We start from the raw sequence: 17550 nt of genomic DNA on the forward strand, positions 1-17550 counted from the left end.
ACCGGACGCGGGACCGGGAGAAGGGTGGAGGCATGGCGACCGTCGTGCTGGTCGGGACGCTGGACACGAAGGGGGAGGAGTACGCCTGGCTGCGGGAGCGGCTCAGGGAGTACGGCAGCGACGTCCTCCTCGTCGACACCGGTGTCCTGCCGCCACCCGCGCACGCGCCCGTGCCCGACGTCTCCGCCGACGTCGTCGCGCGCGCCGGGGGCCACGACCTCGCCAGGCTGCGGGCCGCGGGCGACCGGGGCGCCGCCGTCGCCGCGATGGCGCACGGCCTCGCGCGCGTCGTCCTCGACCTCTACCGCAAGGGCAAGCTGCACGCCGTGCTCGCCGCGGCCGGCAGCGGCGGCTCCGCGATCGCCGCCCAGGCGATGCGGGCCCTGCCCATCGGCGTACCCAAGGTGCTCGTCAGCACCATGGCCGGCGGGGACGTCTCCCCGTACGTCGACAGCAGCGACCTCACCATGATGTACAGCGTCGTCGACATCTCCGGCCTCAACGCCGTCTCCTGCCAGGTCCTCGGCAACGCCGCCGCGGCCGCCGCCGGAATGGCCCGCCGGCACGAGCGCAACCACGACGAGCCCGCCGGCCGGGGGCGCCCGGTCGTCGCCGCCACCATGTTCGGCGTGACGACCCCCGCCGTCGACGCGGCCCGCGCCCGGCTCGCCGAACTGGGCTACGAGGTCCTCGTCTTCCACGCCACCGGCGCGGGCGGCCGGGCCGTCGAGAAGCTGGCGCGGGACGGCATGCTCGACGGCGTACTCGACCTGACGACCACCGAGCTCGCCGACGAGCTGGTCGGCGGCGTGCTCAGCGCGGGCCCCGCCCGGCTCACCGCCGCCGGGGCCATGGGCATCCCGCAGGTCGTCGCCCCCGGAGCCCTCGACATGGTCAACTTCGGCCCGGCCGCGACCGTGCCGGAACGGTTCACCGGCCGCCGGCTGCTCGTCCACAACGCGACCGTGACCCTCATGCGCACCACCGCCGCCGAAATGGCCGAACTCGGCACTTCGATGGGCCGCAAGCTCCGCACGGCGCGCGGTCCCGCCGAGGTCTTCTGGCCGCTGCGCGGCATCTCCGCCGTGGACACGGCCGACGGCCCCTTCGACGACCCCGAGGCCGACCGGGCCGGTCTCGACGCCCTGCGCGCGGCCGTCCGGGGCGGCGAGGTCCGCGTCCACGAACTCGACGCCCACGTCAACGACGCTTCCTTCGCGGTCGCGATGGCCGACCGCCTCCACCAGCTGATCGCGGAGAACACCCGCGGGCCGGGCCACTGACCGACCGGGCCACTGAACGACCGGGTCACCGAACGACCGGGTCACCGAACGACCGGGTCACCGAACGGCCCCCGGACCGGGCCACCCACACACCGAGGAGCCACCACCGTGAACACCGGATCCACCGTCAGCCGTCAGGACGTTCTCGCCCGGCTGCGCGGCCAGGTCGCCGCCGGCCGGCCGATCGTCGGCGCCGGGGCGGGCACCGGACTCTCCGCCAAGTGCGCCGAGGCCGGCGGGGTCGACCTGCTGATCATCTACAACTCGGGCCGCTACCGGATGGCGGGCCGTGGGTCGCTCGCCGGACTCCTGCCGTACGGGGACGCCAACGCGATCGTCCAGGACATGGCCCGCGAGGTGCTGCCCGTGGTCCGCGACACCCCCGTCCTCGCCGGGGTCTGCGGCACCGACCCGTTCCGCCGCATGGACGTCTTCCTGGACGAGCTGAAGGCCACGGGCTTCGCCGGCGTCCAGAACTTCCCCACGGTCGGCCTGTACGACGGCACCTTCCGCGTCAACCTGGAGGAGACCGGCATGGGGTACGGCCTGGAGGTCGACATGGTCCGGGCCGCCCACGAGCGGGACCTGCTCACCGCCCCGTACGTCTTCGATCCGGAGCAGGCGGCCGCCATGGCGGCGGCGGGCGCCGACGTCCTCGTGCCCCACGTCGGGCTCACCACCAAGGGCGCCATCGGCGCGGGTACGGCCCTGACGCTCGACCAGGCGGCCGCGGCGGTCCAGGAGATGCACGACGCGGCCAAGCGCGTGAACCCCGACGTCCTGGTCCTCTGCCACGGCGGGCCCATCGCGGAGCCGGAGGACGCGCGCTACGTCCTGGAGCACACCACCGGCGTCGTCGGCTTCTTCGGGGCCTCGTCGATCGAACGGCTGCCCACCGAGCGGGCCGTCACCGAGCAGACCCGCGCGTTCAAGGCGCTCGCCCTCGGCTGACCGCTCCCCGTGGGACCTCCGGCCGACGGGCCTGTCGGTGGCGTGCCGTACAACTGAGAGCGGGGAAAAGAGCAGGGCCGCACGACCGCGCGACCGACGTGCGACCGCACGAGGGGGATTGATACGTGGACACTTTCGCGGACCAGGGGTGCGGCGACCGCGCACCCCTCGTCGGGCGTGCCCGGGAACTGGACCGGCTGGACGGGCTGCTGGGCCGCCGCACGGAGGGCGCGGGCCCGGTGGCCGTGGACGTCACGGGCGAACCGGGCATCGGCAAGACCCGGCTCCTGACCGAGTTCGCGATACGGGCCAGGGCGCGCGGAACGACCGTCCTGAGCGGCAGGGCCGGAACCGCCGAAGGGGATGGGGAAGGGGACGGCGGCACGGCCTTCCAGGCCGTCGTGGACGCGTTCGCCGACCTCGACCACCGGGAGCGCGCCACCACCCCGGCCCTGGCGGAACTCGCCCGCCTCGTCGAGCACGACGTCCATGACATCCATGACGTCCATGACGTCCATGACGCCGTTGACGCCCGTGACGCCCGTGACGCCCGTGACGCCCGTGACGCCCGTGACGCCCGTGACGCCCGTGACGGGCTGCCGGGCGAGGTGATGGCCGGGACAGGGCCGGGCGGACAGGGACACGGCGAGCGCGTGCGGCGGATCGGCGCGGCGCTGGGCCGGGTGCCCGCGCCCGGGCTCGTGCTCCTCCTCGACGACCTCCACCGGGCGGACCCGGCCACCGTCGCCCTCGTCGACCATCTCCTCCGGCACCCGCTGCGCGCCCCCGTCCTGGTCGTCGTGGCCCGCCGCGAGCGCCAGACGCCGCCCGCCCTCGCCTCCTCCCTGGCCCGGGCCACCGACTCCGGCGCCCTCGCCCGGCTGGACCTCGGACCGCTGGCCCCGGACGACTGCGCCGCGGGCCTGGCCCCGGGGGTGCCGCAGGACACGGTGGGGGAGCTCCACGCGGCCAGCGGCGGCAACCCGCTCTACTTCCGCGCGCTCGCCCACACCCGCACGCGCACCCGGCACGGCGGGGCGCCCGGCACCGGACCCGTCGCGGTGCTCCTCGACGAACTGACACCGCTCGGCCCGGTGGAGCGGGCGGTCGTCGAGGCGATCGCCGTGCTCGACGGCCGTGCCACGACCGAACTGGTCGCGGCCGTGGCGTCCCCGGCCCGCACCGCCGACGGGGGAGACGGGGGAGACGGGGGAGGCGAGGAGGTCGGGGAGGTCGGGGACGGTCACGAGGCGATCGACGTCGCCCTGCGCGCGCTCGCCCGCCGCGACCTCGTCCGCCCCGAGGAGGACGGCCGTACCCTCGGCCCCCGCCACCCAGCCGTCCCGGAACTGGTCCGGGCCGCGCTCGACCCGTGGCGCCGCCGCGAGCTGCACCGGCGGGCGGCGGCCGCACTGGCCCGCGCCGGCGCACCCGCGACCGCGCGAGCCCCGCACCTCGTGGGCGCGGCGACCGGCCCGGACGCCGGAACTGCGGCGGTACTCGTCGAAGCCGCCGAGCGGACCGGGACCGTCGACCCCGCCCGCGCCGCCCACTGGCTCGCGGCCGCCCTCGACCACCTCCCCGACACCGCCGAACACCTCGCCCACCGGCACGAACTGACGCTCCGCCGAGCCCATGCGCTCGGCTCCGCGGGTCGCGTCGCGGAGAGCCGGGACCTCCTCCACCGACTGATCGACACATGCCGTCCGGACACCGCCCCGGAATCCGGTCCGGGGCCCGCTTCCGGGCCGGTCACCCTTCCCGGCCCCCGTGTCGCTCCCGATTCCGCCCCCGCCCCCGCCCCGGTCGCCGCCTCCCTTCCGGTCCCTGGCTTCGCCCTCCGTCCCCTCCCGGATCCCGGCTCCGGCCATGACGCGGGTGCCGTCCCCGCCACCGCCACCGCCGATGACACCCCGGGCGGCACTCCCGGCGGCCATCACCAGGACACCGCCGCGATCCGGACCTCCGCCGTGCTCCTGTGCGCCTTCATGGAGCGCCACCTCGGCCGCTACCCCGAGGCGGACGCGCTGCTCCGCCGCGAGCTGGAGCGCAGCCCCGGCCCCCGGGCGGGCCTGCGGACCGGACTCGTCGTCGAGTGGGGCGCCCGGGCCCTCTTCGCCACCCGCTACCCCGAGGTCCGCGCCGAGGTCGACCGGACCCTCGACGAGGCCCGGCTCCGCCGCGACGAGGCGGACACGGCGGAGGCCCTCACGCTCTCCGCCCTCGGCGAGGCCTACGAGGGCGCGACCACCACCGCCCGCGCCCGCGCGACGGAGGCCGCAGCGCTCACCGACGCCTTCACGGACGGCGAACTGGCCGACCACGTCGAGTCGCTGGTGCGGCTGAGCTGGACCGAGGCCTTCCTGGAGGAGTACGCGACGGCCGAGCGTCACACCGCGCGGGGCATCGCCGTCGCCCGCCGCGCCGGACGGCCCTTCGCGCTCTCGCAGCTGCTCCTCTGCTCGGCGTACGTCCACTTCGTCACCGGCAGGGTCGGTGCCGCCCTCGACCTGGCCGAGGAGTCCCTCGCCGTCGCCCGCACCCTGGGCGGCGCCGAACTCCTCGGCTTCAGCCGGGCGATCCGCGCCACCGTCCTCCTCCACGCCCGCCCCCTCGGCGACCCCGAGGGACTGGCCGCCGCGGAGGAGGCGGCGGCCACCGTGGGCACCGCCCAGGGCTGGTGGGCCACGCAGGCCCGCTGCATGCTCGCCCACAGCGTCCCGCTCGGCCAGGACCCGCACCGGGTGCGCGGGGCGCTCCTGCGGGCGGGCGGCGACCGGGACCTCTCCCGGCTCCAGCCCTCCCTGCGCCCGGGCTATCTCGAACTCCTCGCCGGGGCGGCCCTCGCGGCCGGAGACCCGGCGGAAGCCGAGCGCGTGGCCCGGCGCGCCCTGACGGAGGCGCAGCGGCTCGGGCTGCCCGTCCAGCGAGGGGCCGCCCAGCGCGCGTGGGGGCGGGTGCTGGCCCACCGAGGCGAATCCGCGGCCGCCGCCGAGGCCTTCACCGAGGCCGCGCGGGAGAGCGCCCGCTCCGGGGCCGGGCTCCGCGAGGCCCACAGCCTGCTCCTCGCCGCCCCGCACGTACAGGCCGCGGGCGACGGCGCACGGGCCGCCGCGCTGTGGCGCAGGGGCCGCCGCCTGGCCGCCGACGGCGGCGCCCGCATGCTGGTCGACCTGGCGGACCGGACCAGACAGGCCCCACCGGACGGCGGCGTCCTCGGCGGACGCCTCTCCGTGCTCACCCCGCGCGAGCGCGAGATATCGGTGCTCGTCGCCGAAGGGCTGACCAACCAGGCGGTGGCCGACCGGCTCTGTCTGAGCCCCCGCACGGTCGAGAGCCACGTCGCCCGGGTCTACCGCAAGACGGGTGTGGAGACCCGGGCGGGTCTCGCCTCCCTGGTCGTCAGGACCGGGGTGGGCGGAGGTCAGTTCTCGCGGGGATGAGTGGAGGTCACCCGGCCCTTCGTGTCGGCGTTGATGTAGCCCACGCCGTACGTGTCGGACAGGTAGACGCTCAGGCCGGGCCCGCTCCCGAGCATCGTCGAGCCCGGGGTGACGATGAGATACCGGCTGGTGGGCCGGTCGATGCCCAGGTCCTTGTCCGCGCGCTTCAGGAGCGCCGGCAGGGCGTCCCAGTCGAAGGCGTCCAGGTCGGTCGGGACCGCGCCGGGGAAGGAGGTGCCGCCAGGGCCCTCGCGGACGGCCACGTCCTCGCCCCGGTAGACGTACCGGTCGTAGCGCTTCGTACTGCCCTTGACCAGCGACTGGGCCACCGCGTACTCCGGGTACACGACGAAACTGGTGACCTTCGCACCGTCCGTGGCGGCGTGGACCGCGGCGACGGCGGACTTGATCCCGGCGGGCGTGAGCAGATCGAGCTCCTTCGGCGCCGTGGTCTTGCCCGAAGTCGGAGTCGGAGTCGCAGTCGCCGTCTTCGACGAGCCGGGGCGCTGTGCGGCGGGGCCCTGCTGCGAGGGCGGCGCGGTGGTGGGGCCGTCGCCCGCCTCGCCGGGCCGCCAGTCCCAGGTCATGGCCCCGACGGGGATGCCGACGGCGAGCACCACGACGACGGCGCTGCCGAGGAACCGGCCGACACGCCCCCTCCGGCGCCCACCACCGGCGCGCGCCGCCGAGGCAGCCGAGGCCGGTGAGGGTGCGGGAACGGAAGGTTCCGTCGCGGGACGCGCGGACGAGGGAGATGACGGCGACGAGTGCGATGCCGGTGAGGACGGAGACTCGGGCGCTGACGGAGACGCGGGCGATGCCGGAGACGCGGGCGATGCCGGCGGCGCGAGCCGGAACGAGGTCTCCGTCCTGTCACCGGCCCTCTCTCCCCCTTCCCCTGCCGCAGCCCGCTCGCCGACCTCGCGCCCCCGCTCCTCGACGGCCTCGGCGCCCGCCTCCTCCCGGCGGTCGGCGGGCTTCGCGTCCGCCGGTTCCGAGCCGGTCGCGGCGGCCGCCAGGGCGCGGTCGAGTTCCGCCGTGTCCGGACGGGTCGCCGGATCCCGTACGAGCAGCCGGGTCAGGACGTCGGTGAGTCCGCCGGCCCGCAGGGGCGGTGGCACGTCGTCGGAGAGCACGGCCGCCAGCGTCGCCAGGGTGTTCTCCCGGCGCAGCGGGTGGTGGCCCTCCACCGCCACGTACAGCAGCATGCCCAGGGACCACAGGTCCGCGGCGGGGCCGCTGGAGCGGCCGCGGATCCGCTCGGGTGCCATGTAGTCGGGCGAGCCGATGATCGAACCCGAGGCCGTGAGGACGGTGGACTCCCGGATCGCGGCGATGCCGAAGTCGGTGAGCACCGGCCGCCCGTCGGGCCGCAGCAGGACGTTCGCGGGCTTCACGTCACGGTGCTCGATGTCCCGGTCGTGGGCGGCCGTCAGGGCGTCGAGCAGGCGGTGGCCGAGGACGGCGGCCTCGGTGGGTGTCATCGGGCCCCGGTCGAGGCGGTCCTGGAGGGAACCGCCGGTGACCAGCTCCATCACGAGCCAGGGGTACGTTCCCTCGCCCGCGTCGACGATGTGGTGGATGGTCACCACGCCCGGATGGTCGATCCGGGCCAGCGCCCGGGCCTCGCGGAGCACCCGCGCCCGCAGGGTCCTGGCGCCCTCGACGTCGTACTCGGCCAGCGCGGGATCCGGCGGGCGTACCTCCTTGAGGGCCACGTCACGGTGGAGGGCCAGGTCGCGGGCGCGCCAGACCGTTCCCATGCCGCCGCCGCCCAGTCGCTCCACCAGCTCGAAGCGGCCGTCGATCACTCTGCTCACACGCACCCCTGTACTCGGGTCATCGGAGCGGTGGTGGCCGGTGACCGGCCCCGCCCACGTCGCCGTACACGTTCACCTGGTAGTGCCCTGACACTTCGTACGGATCCGGTGGCAGCCACAGCCCGGGGCCGGTGTCGTCATCCTCGCCGGGGTCGCCGACGGCGGCACAGGGATCGAGGAGATCCGTCAGTTCCTCGCGGATCCGTACGAGTTCGGCGCGCAGCCGGTCGCGCTCCGCCGGCGCCGGCACGCCGCGCAGGCCGCGCTGGGCCTCCCGGAGGGCCTCCTCCAGGACCACTTCGGCCCTCGCCGCACCCCAGGCCGTCCGCACCTGCCGGGCCCGCGCGCGCAGGGAGTGGGCCGCGGCGGTGTGGTCGCCGGCCGAACGCCACAGGTCGGCGGCGCGTTCGTAGGCCCGGGCCGCCTTCTCCGGCGCCCCGGCGATGCCGAGGGCGTGCGCGGCGCGGTGGCTCAGGGCCGCGCCGTGGCGGCGGTCGGCCCGGAGCCGGGCCTCGGCCGCCGCGAGCGCGTACTGCCGCGCGGCCCGTTCGGGTTCGCCCAGGCGCAGCGCGCAGAGGGCGAGCCAGGCCCTGGCCCGTACGCGAGCCGCCTCGTCCCCGTCCCGCGCCGGCCCGGCCAGGACCTCCTCCAGGACGGTGGCGGCCTCCTGCCACCGGCCGCGTGCCGCGTGGGCGGAGCCGAGGCGCAGCCGGGCGAGGACGCCCAGGCGGGGATCCTCGCCGGAGCGATCGGACAGGCGGACGGCCTCGGCGAGGAGCGACACCACCTCGTCGCCGCCCGGCCTCTCGGCCATCCGCGGCCCGTCGGTTGTCTCCGGCCGGCCGGTCACCCTCGGCCAGTCGGTCGCCCCCGGCCAGTCGGCGGCCTCCGGTCCCTGGAGCGTCCGGGCGAGTGCGAGGCGGAGGCGGGCCCGGTCGGCGGCCCGGAGCAGGGCGTTCTCCTCGCCGGAGCCGACGGCGGTACGGAGCACGGCGGCGGCCTCCGCCGGCGCGCCGGTCGCCCGGAGCACCCCGGCGAGCAGCAGCTCGGCCTCCGTGGGCGGCCAGGGCCGCCCCGAGACGCCGTGGTCCGCGATCGCCGCCCGCAGGTGGGCGAGGGCCGCAGCCGGGTCGTCGGGCGCGGTGACCCGCCCGAGGAGCGCGCGGGAGTCGGCGAGGGGGCCGAGGACGGCGGGGTCCGCCCGGTGCGGCGCGGTGAAGGCGACGAGCCGGGAGAGGTCCTCGCGCAGGGCGGCGGCCTCGGCCGCCGGGTCGGACGCGGTGTCGAGGAGGTCGGCGCGGGCCCGGCAACGCAGGAGGCGGACCGTCGCGGTCTGGGCGACGGTGGCGCGGCCGGCCGCGTGCAGGTGGGCGGCGCGCTCGCAGAGCTCCGCGAGTCCGGCGGAGGCCGTCGCCCCCGCTTCCAGGCCGGTGACGAGCGCCCGGGCCCGTGAGATGAGCGCCTTGCCGAGCTGGCCGGACCGTTCGTGCAGGTCGGCGGCGCGCGAGAAGAGGGTTTCGGCGGCGGGTCGTGCTCCGCCCCGGCAGTCGAGTGCGGTCGCGTCCAGCGCGTCGGCGTGGTCCCGGGGCGTGATGGCCCCGCCCGCGCGCCGCAGGGCGGTCGCGGCCCGCTCCCAGGCCCCGCCGGCCGCGGGGTGCCCGTCGGCCGCGGAGAGCCGCCGGGCCCGGTCCAGCAGGGCGTGCGCGTCCTCGGGCTCGCGGCCGCCGGACCCCCGGTCGTACGGGCGCGCGTCGGACGGGCGGCTGGTCATGCGAGGTACTCCGGGAACGGGAGACGGAACGGCGGCGCGCGTGCGCGCGTACATGCAGGCGCGATGTCACTGGATGCGCATACACGGAGGTCACGCCGACTCTCGCAGACGCCGGCCGTCCGCACATCCGTAGAACTACGGAATCGGACGGCCGTACTGCGCAGGGCCCGCCGTCAGCGACTCGGATAGGGTGATTCGGTAGGGATTGCGCCCTCTGGGGCCAGGCCGATGCGTAGGTCATGCGTGGAGACTCATCAGTCGTCGAGCAGGGTTCCGCAGCCGCCGCGAGCGGCCGTCGGGGACGCGGGCGTGCTCCGCGAGCTGCTGCCCATCGCCCTCTGGCGGGAGGACGCCGAGGGGCGCATCGTCGAATGGTCCCTCGCCGCCCAGGACCTGCTCGGCCACCGGCCCGAACACGTGCTCGGGCGGCTCGCCACGCCGCTCCTCGTCCCGAACGCCAACCTCGACCTGGCCGCCCGGCTCACCCAGCGCGTCCAGTCGGGCGAGACGATGGTCGGCACGCTCCCCGTCCGCCACCGCGACGGCCACACCATCGCCATGGAGATGTGGATCGTGCCCGCCGCCGACCCGGAGGGCCGCCCCGGGGCCATGCTCATCGCGGTGGAGACCTCCGAGGTCCTGCGCATGCGGGAGAACCTCGCGGCGATGGAGAGCCTCTTCACCCAGTCACCCATCGGCCTCGCCCTCCTCGGCCCCGACCTGCGCTTCCTCCGCGTCAACGACGCCCTCGCCCGGATGAACGGCGTCTCCGCCGCCTCCCACGTCGGCCGCCTGCTCACCGAGGTCGTGCCCGGCGTCAACGCCGACTCGCTCGAATCCCTGATGCGCGAGGTCCTCGACAGCGGGACCGCCGTCGTCGACGCCCGCAGGGTGGGCCGCACGCCCGCCGACCCCGACCGCGACCACATCTGGTCCTGCTCGTACGCGCCGCTCAGCGACCGTTCCGAAAAGACCCTCGGGCTCATCGCCTCCCTCGTCGACATCACCGAGAGCCAGGAGGCGCACATCGAGGTCGAGCGGGCCCGGCACCGCTTCGCCCTGCTCGCCGAGGCCGGTGCCCGCATCGGCACGACCCTCGACCTGGGGCAGACGGCCGACGAGGTGGTGCGCTTCCTCGTGCCCCAGCTCGCCGACTCCGCCGACGTACAGATGCTGGAAGCGGTCCTCGAACCGGACGACCCGGCCGGCTCCACGCGCGGAGTGCTGCGCCGCCTCGCGGCCGGCTTCCCCGACCCGACCGCCCCCACGTCCCTGCTCACGGCGGGCCAGACCTTCCAGCTCCCGCTGGACTCCGTGTACGAGCGGGTCGTCGCCAGCGGGAGACCCACGAACCTCTACACCTCCGACCTCCCGGCGCTCTTCACCGACCCGCGCACCGAGGCGCTCCGCACCTACTTCGCGACCCGCATCGGCTCGGCGCGCCTCGTCCCCCTGGTGGCCCGGGGCAAGGTGCTCGGCGCGGTCACCGTGACGCGGCTGCGGACCCGCGAGCCCTTCGACCTACAGGACTGCGTCCTGATCGACGAGGTCGTGGCCCGCGCCGCCCTCAACATCGACAACGCCCGCCTCTACACGACCCAGCGGGAGGCGGCCCTCACCCTCCAGCGCAGCCTCACCAACAGCGCGCTGCCCGCCGTCACCGGACTGGAACTCACCGGCCGCTACCTGCCCGCGAGCGCCCATGACGTCGGCGGCGACTGGTTCGACGTCATCGCCCTCCCCGGCGGCAGGACGGCCCTGGTCATCGGTGACGTCATGGGCCACGGCATCCACGCGGCGGCCGTCATGGGCCAGCTGCGCACCGCCGTACGCACCCTGGCCCGCCACGACATCGCCCCGGCCAAGATGCTGAGCTCACTGGACGCCGTCGTGGCCGATCTCGGCGAGGACGAGATGGCCACGTGCGTGTACGCGGTCCACGACCCCGCGACCGGAGGGTGGACCATCGCCCGCGCCGGGCACCCGCCACCCGCGCTGGCCACCCCGGACGGCACCATCACCTTCCTCGAAGGCCCGCCCGGCACCCCCCTGGGCACGGGGGCCCGCGACTTCGGCACGGAGGAGGTCGCCCTGCCCGAGGGCGGCCTGCTCGTCCTCTACACGGACGGCCTCATCGAGGCCCGCGACCGGGACCTCGACGAGGGGATGGGCCAGCTCGCCCAGGCGCTCCGGGACCTGGACCGGCCGCTGGACGTCCTGTGCGACGAGGTCCTCGCACGACTCCTCGTCGGACCGGCGCTGGACGACGTGGCGATCCTCATGGCCCGCACGCGCACCATCCGCTGAGGTCGCGGCGCCGGGGTTGTTTCCGTCACCCCACCCCACCCCACCCCACCCCGCCGAACCGCCGCCGCTCAGAGCGTCACGACGGTCACCTCGGTCGCCTTGACGCCCGTCCAGACCGGCACGCCGTCCGCGAGTCCCAGCTCGGCCGCCGCCTGCGGGGTGATCTCGGCGACGAGGTCCGGGGCCCGGTCGGAGGTCACCAGGACCCGCAGCCGGCTGCCGCTCGCCGTGATCTCCCGTACGGTTCCGGGCCAGACGTTACGGGGACTGCCGCCCGGCTTCTCGCGGTGCACCGACACCGCCTCGGGCGCGATGATCGCGAGCGCCCGCGTGCCGGGCGGCGGCGGCTCGGCCGCCACCAGGGCGCCGCCCCCGTCGAGCGCGAGACCCTCGGCGCTCGCGGCCCCCGGCCACGCGTTGCTGCCCAGCATCCTGGCGACCCACGGCGAGCGGGGGTGGCGCGACACCTCGCCGGGGGAGGCGTCCTGGAGGGTGCGCCCCTCCTCCAGGACGAGGACCCGGTCGGCCAGGGACACGGCCTCCACCGGGTCGTGGGTGACGATCAGACAGACCCCGCCGAACCCGGCGAGGTGGCTGCGCAGGGTGTGCCGCACATGGGCCCGGGTCGTCTGGTCCAGCGCGGCGAGCGGCTCGTCGAGGAGCAGCAGCCGGGGCCGGGCGGCCAGCGCGCGGGCGAGGGCGACCCGCTGGGCCTGGCCGCCGGACAGCTGCGCGGGGCGGCGGTGCGCCAGCTGCCCCACGCCGAGCCGGTCGAGCCAGGTCTGGGCGGTCCGCCGCGCCTCGGCGCGCGGAACGCCGTGCGCCCGCAGGCCGTACGCGGTGTTCGAAAGCGCCGACAGGTGCGGGAACAGCGCGCCGTCCTGCGGCACCCACGCCACCCGGCGCCGGTGCGGAGGCAGGCCGGTCACGTCGGTGTCGCCGAGCCGCAGCGCGGCGTGGGCGCGGGGGGTGAGGCCGAGGAGGGCCCGGAGCAGCGTCGTCTTCCCGGCGCCGTTGGGGCCGACGACGGCGATGGTGGTGCCGGGCTCGGCGTCCAGCGTCAGTGCGGTGAACCCGTCGACCTCGGCCCGCAACGCCCAGCGCCCACCGGCCGGCTCAGAACCGGACTCGGGGGCAGAACCGGAGTCGGGGCCAGGACCTGACTCGGGGCCAGGACCGGACGCAGGCTCGGCCCCGGCCCCGGCCCCGAACCCGGCCCCGGCCCCGGACCCGGGCTCGGACGCGGGGTCCGGGACGGGAGCGGTCCGTCGGGGCGCCGATGCCGGTGTGCCGGTCCAGCGGCCGCGCAGGGCGACGAGCACGCCCATGGCGATGGCGAGCAGCAGCAGCGAGACGGAGGTCGCGGCCTCGGGCTCCTCCTGGAGCAGCAGGTACACGTGGAGCGGCAGGGTCTGGGTGGTGCCGGGGAGGTTGCCGGCGAAGGTGATCGTGGCACCGAACTCGCCCAGCGCCCTGGCCCAGGTGAGCGCGGCGCCCGCGAGCAGCCCCGGGGCGACCATCGGCAGGGTGACGGTGAAGAAGACCCGTATCGGCGAGGCGCCGAGGGAGGCCGCCGTCTCCTCGTACCGGGGACGCAGTCCGCCGAGCGCCCCCTCCAGGCTGATCACGAGGAACGGCATCGCCACGAAGGTCGCGGCGAGGACCGCGCCCGAGGTGTGGAAGGGGAACGTGATGCCGAACGTCGACTCCAGCCAGGGCCCCAGGAGCCCGCGCCGCCCGAACGCGAGCAGCAGCGCCACACCGCCGACGGTCGGCGGCAGCACCATCGGCAGCAGGACGAGGGAGCGGACGATCGCCTTGCCGCGGAACGGCACCCGCGCGAGCAGCCAGGCCAGCGGGACCCCGAGCAGCAGCGACAGACCGAGCGCCCAGAAGGAGACGACCAGCGACAGCTTCAGGGCCTGCACGGTGCCGGGATCCGTCAGGTGCGCGCCGAAGGCACCCCACTCGGTGCGGACCAGGACACCGACGAGGGGCAGCACCAGGAGCGCCACGGCGAGCACCGCGGGGACGGCGAGGACGACGGGCGTGCGCGGGCCCTGACCGGAGGGGCGGACGCGGAGGCGTTTCATCGGTGTTCCCTGGAAGCTGGCGGAGGTGGGGGCTGTCCGTCCCTCCGGAAGCGGACAGCCCCCACGGTGAGTTCCGGGGCTCCGGCCGGTGCGGGAGGAGGGCGCCCCGGAAGACGGTGGATCAGGCGCGGATCACCCGAGCTCGGTGCGGTTCACGCGCGGTCGCTGCGGATCAGGCCCGGTCGATGTGGACGCTGGTCGACTTCACCCGGGCGGTGGCCTGCATGCCGACCTCGAGCCCCAGCTCCTCGACCGCCTCGCGGGTGAGGAGGGACACGAGGCGGTGCGGGCCCGCCTGGATCTCGACCTGCGCGGCGATGTCGCCGAGCTTCACGGCGGTCACGATCCCCGGGAAGGCGTTGCGCGCCGAGGTGTACGAGTCGTCCTCGTCGCCCGTGCCGCTCTGGGCGATCTCGATCGAGAAGGCGGCCAGGTCGCGGCCGTCGATGAGCCGTCGGCCGCTCTCGTCGCGCTGGGTCGCGACCCGGCCCGCGTCGGCCCAGCGGCGTGCCGTGTCGGGGCTGACGCCCAGGAGACGCGCCGCCTGCCCGATGGTGTAGGACTGCATGTGCGCCACGTTAGGTCGTGCGACCTCCTACCTACAACGTACGGAGGCGCATCTCGGCGCATTCGCCAGCCTCGTTGGAGGAATCGACAAGGCCACGAGGCTCGGGTGCCGTCCGTTCAGGAGGTTCCCGACCGGCGCCCGACCGCCTCGACCAGCGGCAGCAGCCGGTGCGGCACGCGCTCGCGCAGTGCGATCTCGGTCCGGGTGCGGACCACCCCCGGCAGCTGGAGCAGCCGCTGGATGACGTCCTCCAGGTGTCCGGCGTCCCGGGCCACCACCCGGGTCAGCAGATCCCCGCCGCCGGTGATCGAGAAGGCCTCCACGATCTCCGGGACGCCCGCGAGCGCGTCACCGACCTCGTCGAGATGGCCCTGTGTCACCTCGACGTGGACGAAGGCCAGCACCGGATGCCCCAGGGCGGCGGGGGAGAGGACGGGGCCGGTCGCCGTGATCACCCCGTCCCGCTCCAGGCGGTCGATCCGCGCCTGCACGGTGCCCCGCGCCACACCCAGGATCCGCGCGTACTCACGGACGCTCGTCCGCGGCTGCTCGATGAGGAGCCGCAGGATGCGGGTGTCGAGTTCGTCCACCGCCATGGCCGGTCGGCCTCCTTCGCTCCCAGGGGTCGGGATGTCCGGTTCTCGACTCTACCCAGGGCCTGGCCTGCGGGGACGCGCCGCCAGGCCCGGGGCGCACCCTCGGGCGGGCGTGGCCTAGGGGGTGTTTTGCCGATCAGGCCGGGCTCGCGGCGTGATCGACAAGACACCCCCTAGTAGCCGTCGACGCCGAGCTCGGTGATGGAGGCGAAGAGGTGCCCCCAGACCTCCGCGCCGGGCGCGTCCTCCGCCAGCGCCTCGGCGTCCACGGCGGCCATCGCCCGCAGGAACGTCTCCGCGCCCTCCTCACCGGGGTACGGGTCCCAGCAGGCGCCCATGTGACGGCGCACGCCCTCCAGGAACCGGACGAACGCCTCCAGATCGCGTACGAGGGGGAACGCGGCGTCCCCGCCCGGGCCGTGGCTGCCGTCGGGCTGCCGCAGGGCGACCGCGCCGCTGACCGGGTGGACGAAGACCTCGCCCGGATCGCAGTAGCCGAGGTCGAACTCGCCGATGCGCAGCAGTCCTTCGGGACCGGGGCCCAGCAGCTCCTCGTCCACCGCGAAGGAGGTGACGCCCGCGGCCCAGAAGCGGGGCAGTCCGACCCCGCTCAGCAGTGTCCGGGTCGGCGCGTGCGTGAGGGCCTCGGGGAGCTCGGCGGCCGGGACGCGGACGACCCGGCCGGTCCCGAACACGCCGTCGAGGCGGTCCGCGGTGAGCGGCCCGCTGCCGTCCCGCGCGCCGGCGCCGTCCCTGGGCACGAACCAGGGCCCGTCGTCGCCCGGCGACGTCCACCGGGAAGGCTCCGCTCCGTCCGCCGACCGGTCGTCCGCCCGCTCGCCCTTCTCGTTCTCCTCCACGAGCACCACCCCGCGCGCGTCGAGGAAGAGGTACCGGCACTCGCCCACCGCCAGCGGTTCCTCCCAGCCCTCCGGACAGCGCGGCGACGGCCCGTCCGTGTCCCCGTCGAACAGCCAGGGCTCGTCCGGGTACGCGTCGTCGAGGGGCTCGGCGGCACCGTCGGCCGGGGCGGCGCGCCGCTCACCGGTCGCCAGGTCGAACCAGGTGTCCTCGCACCACAGGGCCCACACCTTCACGAGCGGCCCGCCCTCGGTCTCGTACACCTCGGCCGAACGGTCGCCGCTCAGGTTCGGCTCGGCCTCGTACGCGCCGACCGGCCGCCACCACGCCCACACCGTCCGCCAGGGCAGCCCGGGTTCGGCGGCGGCCACCCGCTCCGCGTACGCGTGGTGGCCCAGGACGGTCGCCGCGAAATGCAGCCACGAGGCGAACTCGGCAGCGGGCACGCGGGCGCCGCCGAACACGGCCTCGGCCTGGGTGAACACCTCGCGGCCCACACCGCCGAGCCCTTCGGGCAGGGCGGCCAGCCGGGCGCGCAGCTCGGCGCGGTCGTGGCGGAGGACGAGGGCGGGGTCGTCCAGGAGGGAACAGAAGTCTCGGTCGGTCATCCGAGCAGGGTGCCAGAGGCCGGGAGCGGTGATCGCCGCGCCCCCGGCACGTCGGCCGTCACGCGTCAGGCGTAAGTCGTCGGTCAGAGCCAGCCGTTGCGGCGGAAGCCCCGGTGGATGACGACACAGGAGAGGGCGATGACGCAGAGGACCAGCGGGTAGCCGTAGGTCCAGCGCAGCTCGGGCATGTGCTCGAAGTTCATGCCGTAGACGCCGCAGACCATGGTCGGCACGGCGACGATCGCCGCCCAGGCGGTGATCTTGCGCATGTCCTCGTTCTGGGCGACCGTCACCTGCGCGAGATGGGCCTGGAGGATCGAGTCGAGCAGGGCGTCGAAGGAGGTGACCTGCTCGGTGACGCGGGCGAGATGGTCGGCCACGTCGCGGAAGTACGCCCTGATGTCCGGGTCGATCAGCGGCATCGGGTGGGTGGCGAGGTGCTGGAGCGGCCTGCCCAGCGGCGTCACGGCCCGCTTGAGTTCGAGGAGTTCGCGCTTGAGCTGGTAGATCCGGCCGGCGTCCCGCCGGTCCGCCTGCTCGGAGAAGACCGCGCTCTCGATCGCGTCGAGGTCGTCCTGCACGGCGTCCGCGACGGCGAGGTAGTCGTCGACGACGTGGTCCGCCATCGCGTGCAGCACGGCGGAGGGCCCCTTGGCCAACTGCTCGGGCAGGTCCTCCAGGGCCTCGCGCAGCGGACCGAGGGAGCCGTGGCCGCCGTGCCGGATGGTGATGACGAAGTCGGGCCCGACGAAGGCCATCAGCTCGCCCGAGTCCACGACCTCGCTGGTGGCGGTGAGTTCCTCGTGCTCGACGTAGTGGACGGTCTTGAAGACGGCGAACAGCACGCCGTCGTACTCCTCGACCTTGGGCCGCTGATGGGCGTTGACCGCGTCCTCCACGGCCAGCGGGTGGAGCCCGAAGAGCTCGGCGAGACCCGTGAACTCCTTCTCGTCCGGCTCGTGCAGACCGATCCAGACGAAGCCGTCGCCCGCCTTGCGGACCTGCCGCAGGGCCTCCTCGGCCGACCCGCGCCCGCTCCGCCGTACGCCGTCGATGTAGACCACGCAGTTGACGACCGCGCTGCCGAGCGGGGAGCGGGCCGGGTGGCTGAGGTCCACGGCACGCCGGTACGTCAGACGGACGGCTCTGCGCAGACGCTGGATCATGGACACGACGTGCTCCTTCGGCGGATCGACGCGCCAGTGTGCCACCGGCGGCGACGCGACCGCGAGTGCCCGTCCCGCGAGAA

General features: G+C 75.5%; 11 protein-coding genes. 4 read left to right on the forward strand and 7 right to left on the reverse strand.

Features of this window, described 5'->3' with window-relative positions; translation table 11 throughout:
* The first annotated feature begins 32 nt into the window (after positions 1-32).
* The 3 genes from ACZ6K0_RS27235 to ACZ6K0_RS27245 all read left to right on the forward strand — a co-directional run bounded on the left by ACZ6K0_RS27235 (position 33) and on the right by ACZ6K0_RS27245 (position 5677).
* The gene (locus ACZ6K0_RS27235) at positions 33-1283 is read left to right on the forward strand and encodes a Tm-1-like ATP-binding domain-containing protein (protein WP_376396668.1); all 1251 of its coding nucleotides are present in this window, start codon (positions 33-35) and stop codon (positions 1281-1283) included.
* Between the two features lie 108 nt (positions 1284-1391).
* Positions 1392-2234, forward strand: coding sequence for a phosphoenolpyruvate hydrolase family protein (locus ACZ6K0_RS27240; protein WP_469232423.1), 843 nt, complete (start codon positions 1392-1394; stop codon positions 2232-2234).
* Between the two features lie 125 nt (positions 2235-2359).
* A complete protein-coding gene (locus ACZ6K0_RS27245) occupies positions 2360-5677 on the forward strand; it encodes a helix-turn-helix transcriptional regulator (protein ID WP_469232421.1) in 3318 nt (1105 codons plus the stop codon).
* Here the strand turns inward: ACZ6K0_RS27245 and ACZ6K0_RS27250 are convergent.
* Both ACZ6K0_RS27250 and ACZ6K0_RS27255 read right to left on the reverse strand, forming a co-directional pair.
* A complete protein-coding gene (locus ACZ6K0_RS27250; RefSeq protein ID WP_469232669.1) occupies positions 5659-7440 on the reverse strand; it encodes a serine/threonine-protein kinase in 1782 nt (593 codons plus the stop codon). The genes ACZ6K0_RS27245 and ACZ6K0_RS27250 overlap by 19 nt on opposite strands.
* 76 nt (positions 7441-7516) lie before the next feature.
* Positions 7517-9268: a hypothetical protein gene (locus tag ACZ6K0_RS27255; protein ID WP_469232419.1), complete on the reverse strand. Its 1752-nt coding sequence runs from the start codon at positions 9266-9268 to the stop codon at positions 7517-7519.
* Positions 9269-9511: 243 nt separating this feature from the next.
* On the opposite strand from ACZ6K0_RS27255, the gene ACZ6K0_RS27260 reads away from it, so the two are divergent.
* On the forward strand, positions 9512-11575 hold the full coding sequence (locus ACZ6K0_RS27260; RefSeq protein WP_469232417.1) for a SpoIIE family protein phosphatase: 2064 nt from the start codon (positions 9512-9514) through the stop codon (positions 11573-11575).
* Positions 11576-11643: 68 nt separating this feature from the next.
* On the opposite strand, the gene ACZ6K0_RS27265 is transcribed toward ACZ6K0_RS27260, so the two are convergent.
* The 5 genes from ACZ6K0_RS27265 to ACZ6K0_RS27285 form a co-directional block, all read right to left on the reverse strand.
* Positions 11644-13668 (reverse strand): ABC transporter permease, encoded by a 2025-nt coding sequence (locus ACZ6K0_RS27265; RefSeq protein ID WP_469232415.1) that lies wholly within the window; start codon positions 13666-13668, stop codon positions 11644-11646.
* 172 nt (positions 13669-13840) lie between these two features.
* Positions 13841-14236: a TOBE domain-containing protein gene (locus ACZ6K0_RS27270; RefSeq protein WP_376396647.1), complete on the reverse strand. Its 396-nt coding sequence runs from the start codon at positions 14234-14236 to the stop codon at positions 13841-13843.
* A 116-nt stretch (positions 14237-14352) separates the two neighbouring features.
* On the reverse strand, positions 14353-14832 hold the full coding sequence (locus tag ACZ6K0_RS27275; protein ID WP_469232413.1) for an Lrp/AsnC family transcriptional regulator: 480 nt from the start codon (positions 14830-14832) through the stop codon (positions 14353-14355).
* 173 nt (positions 14833-15005) lie between these two features.
* Positions 15006-16301 (reverse strand): SUKH-4 family immunity protein, encoded by a 1296-nt coding sequence (locus tag ACZ6K0_RS27280; RefSeq protein WP_469232411.1) that lies wholly within the window; start codon positions 16299-16301, stop codon positions 15006-15008.
* A gap of 83 nt (positions 16302-16384) precedes the next feature.
* Positions 16385-17467, reverse strand: a complete 1083-nt coding sequence (locus tag ACZ6K0_RS27285) for a magnesium and cobalt transport protein CorA (RefSeq protein WP_376397273.1) — start codon at positions 17465-17467, stop codon at positions 16385-16387.
* Positions 17468-17550 lie beyond the last annotated feature (83 nt).

The organism is Streptomyces sp. NPDC042346 (genome assembly GCF_055581845.1).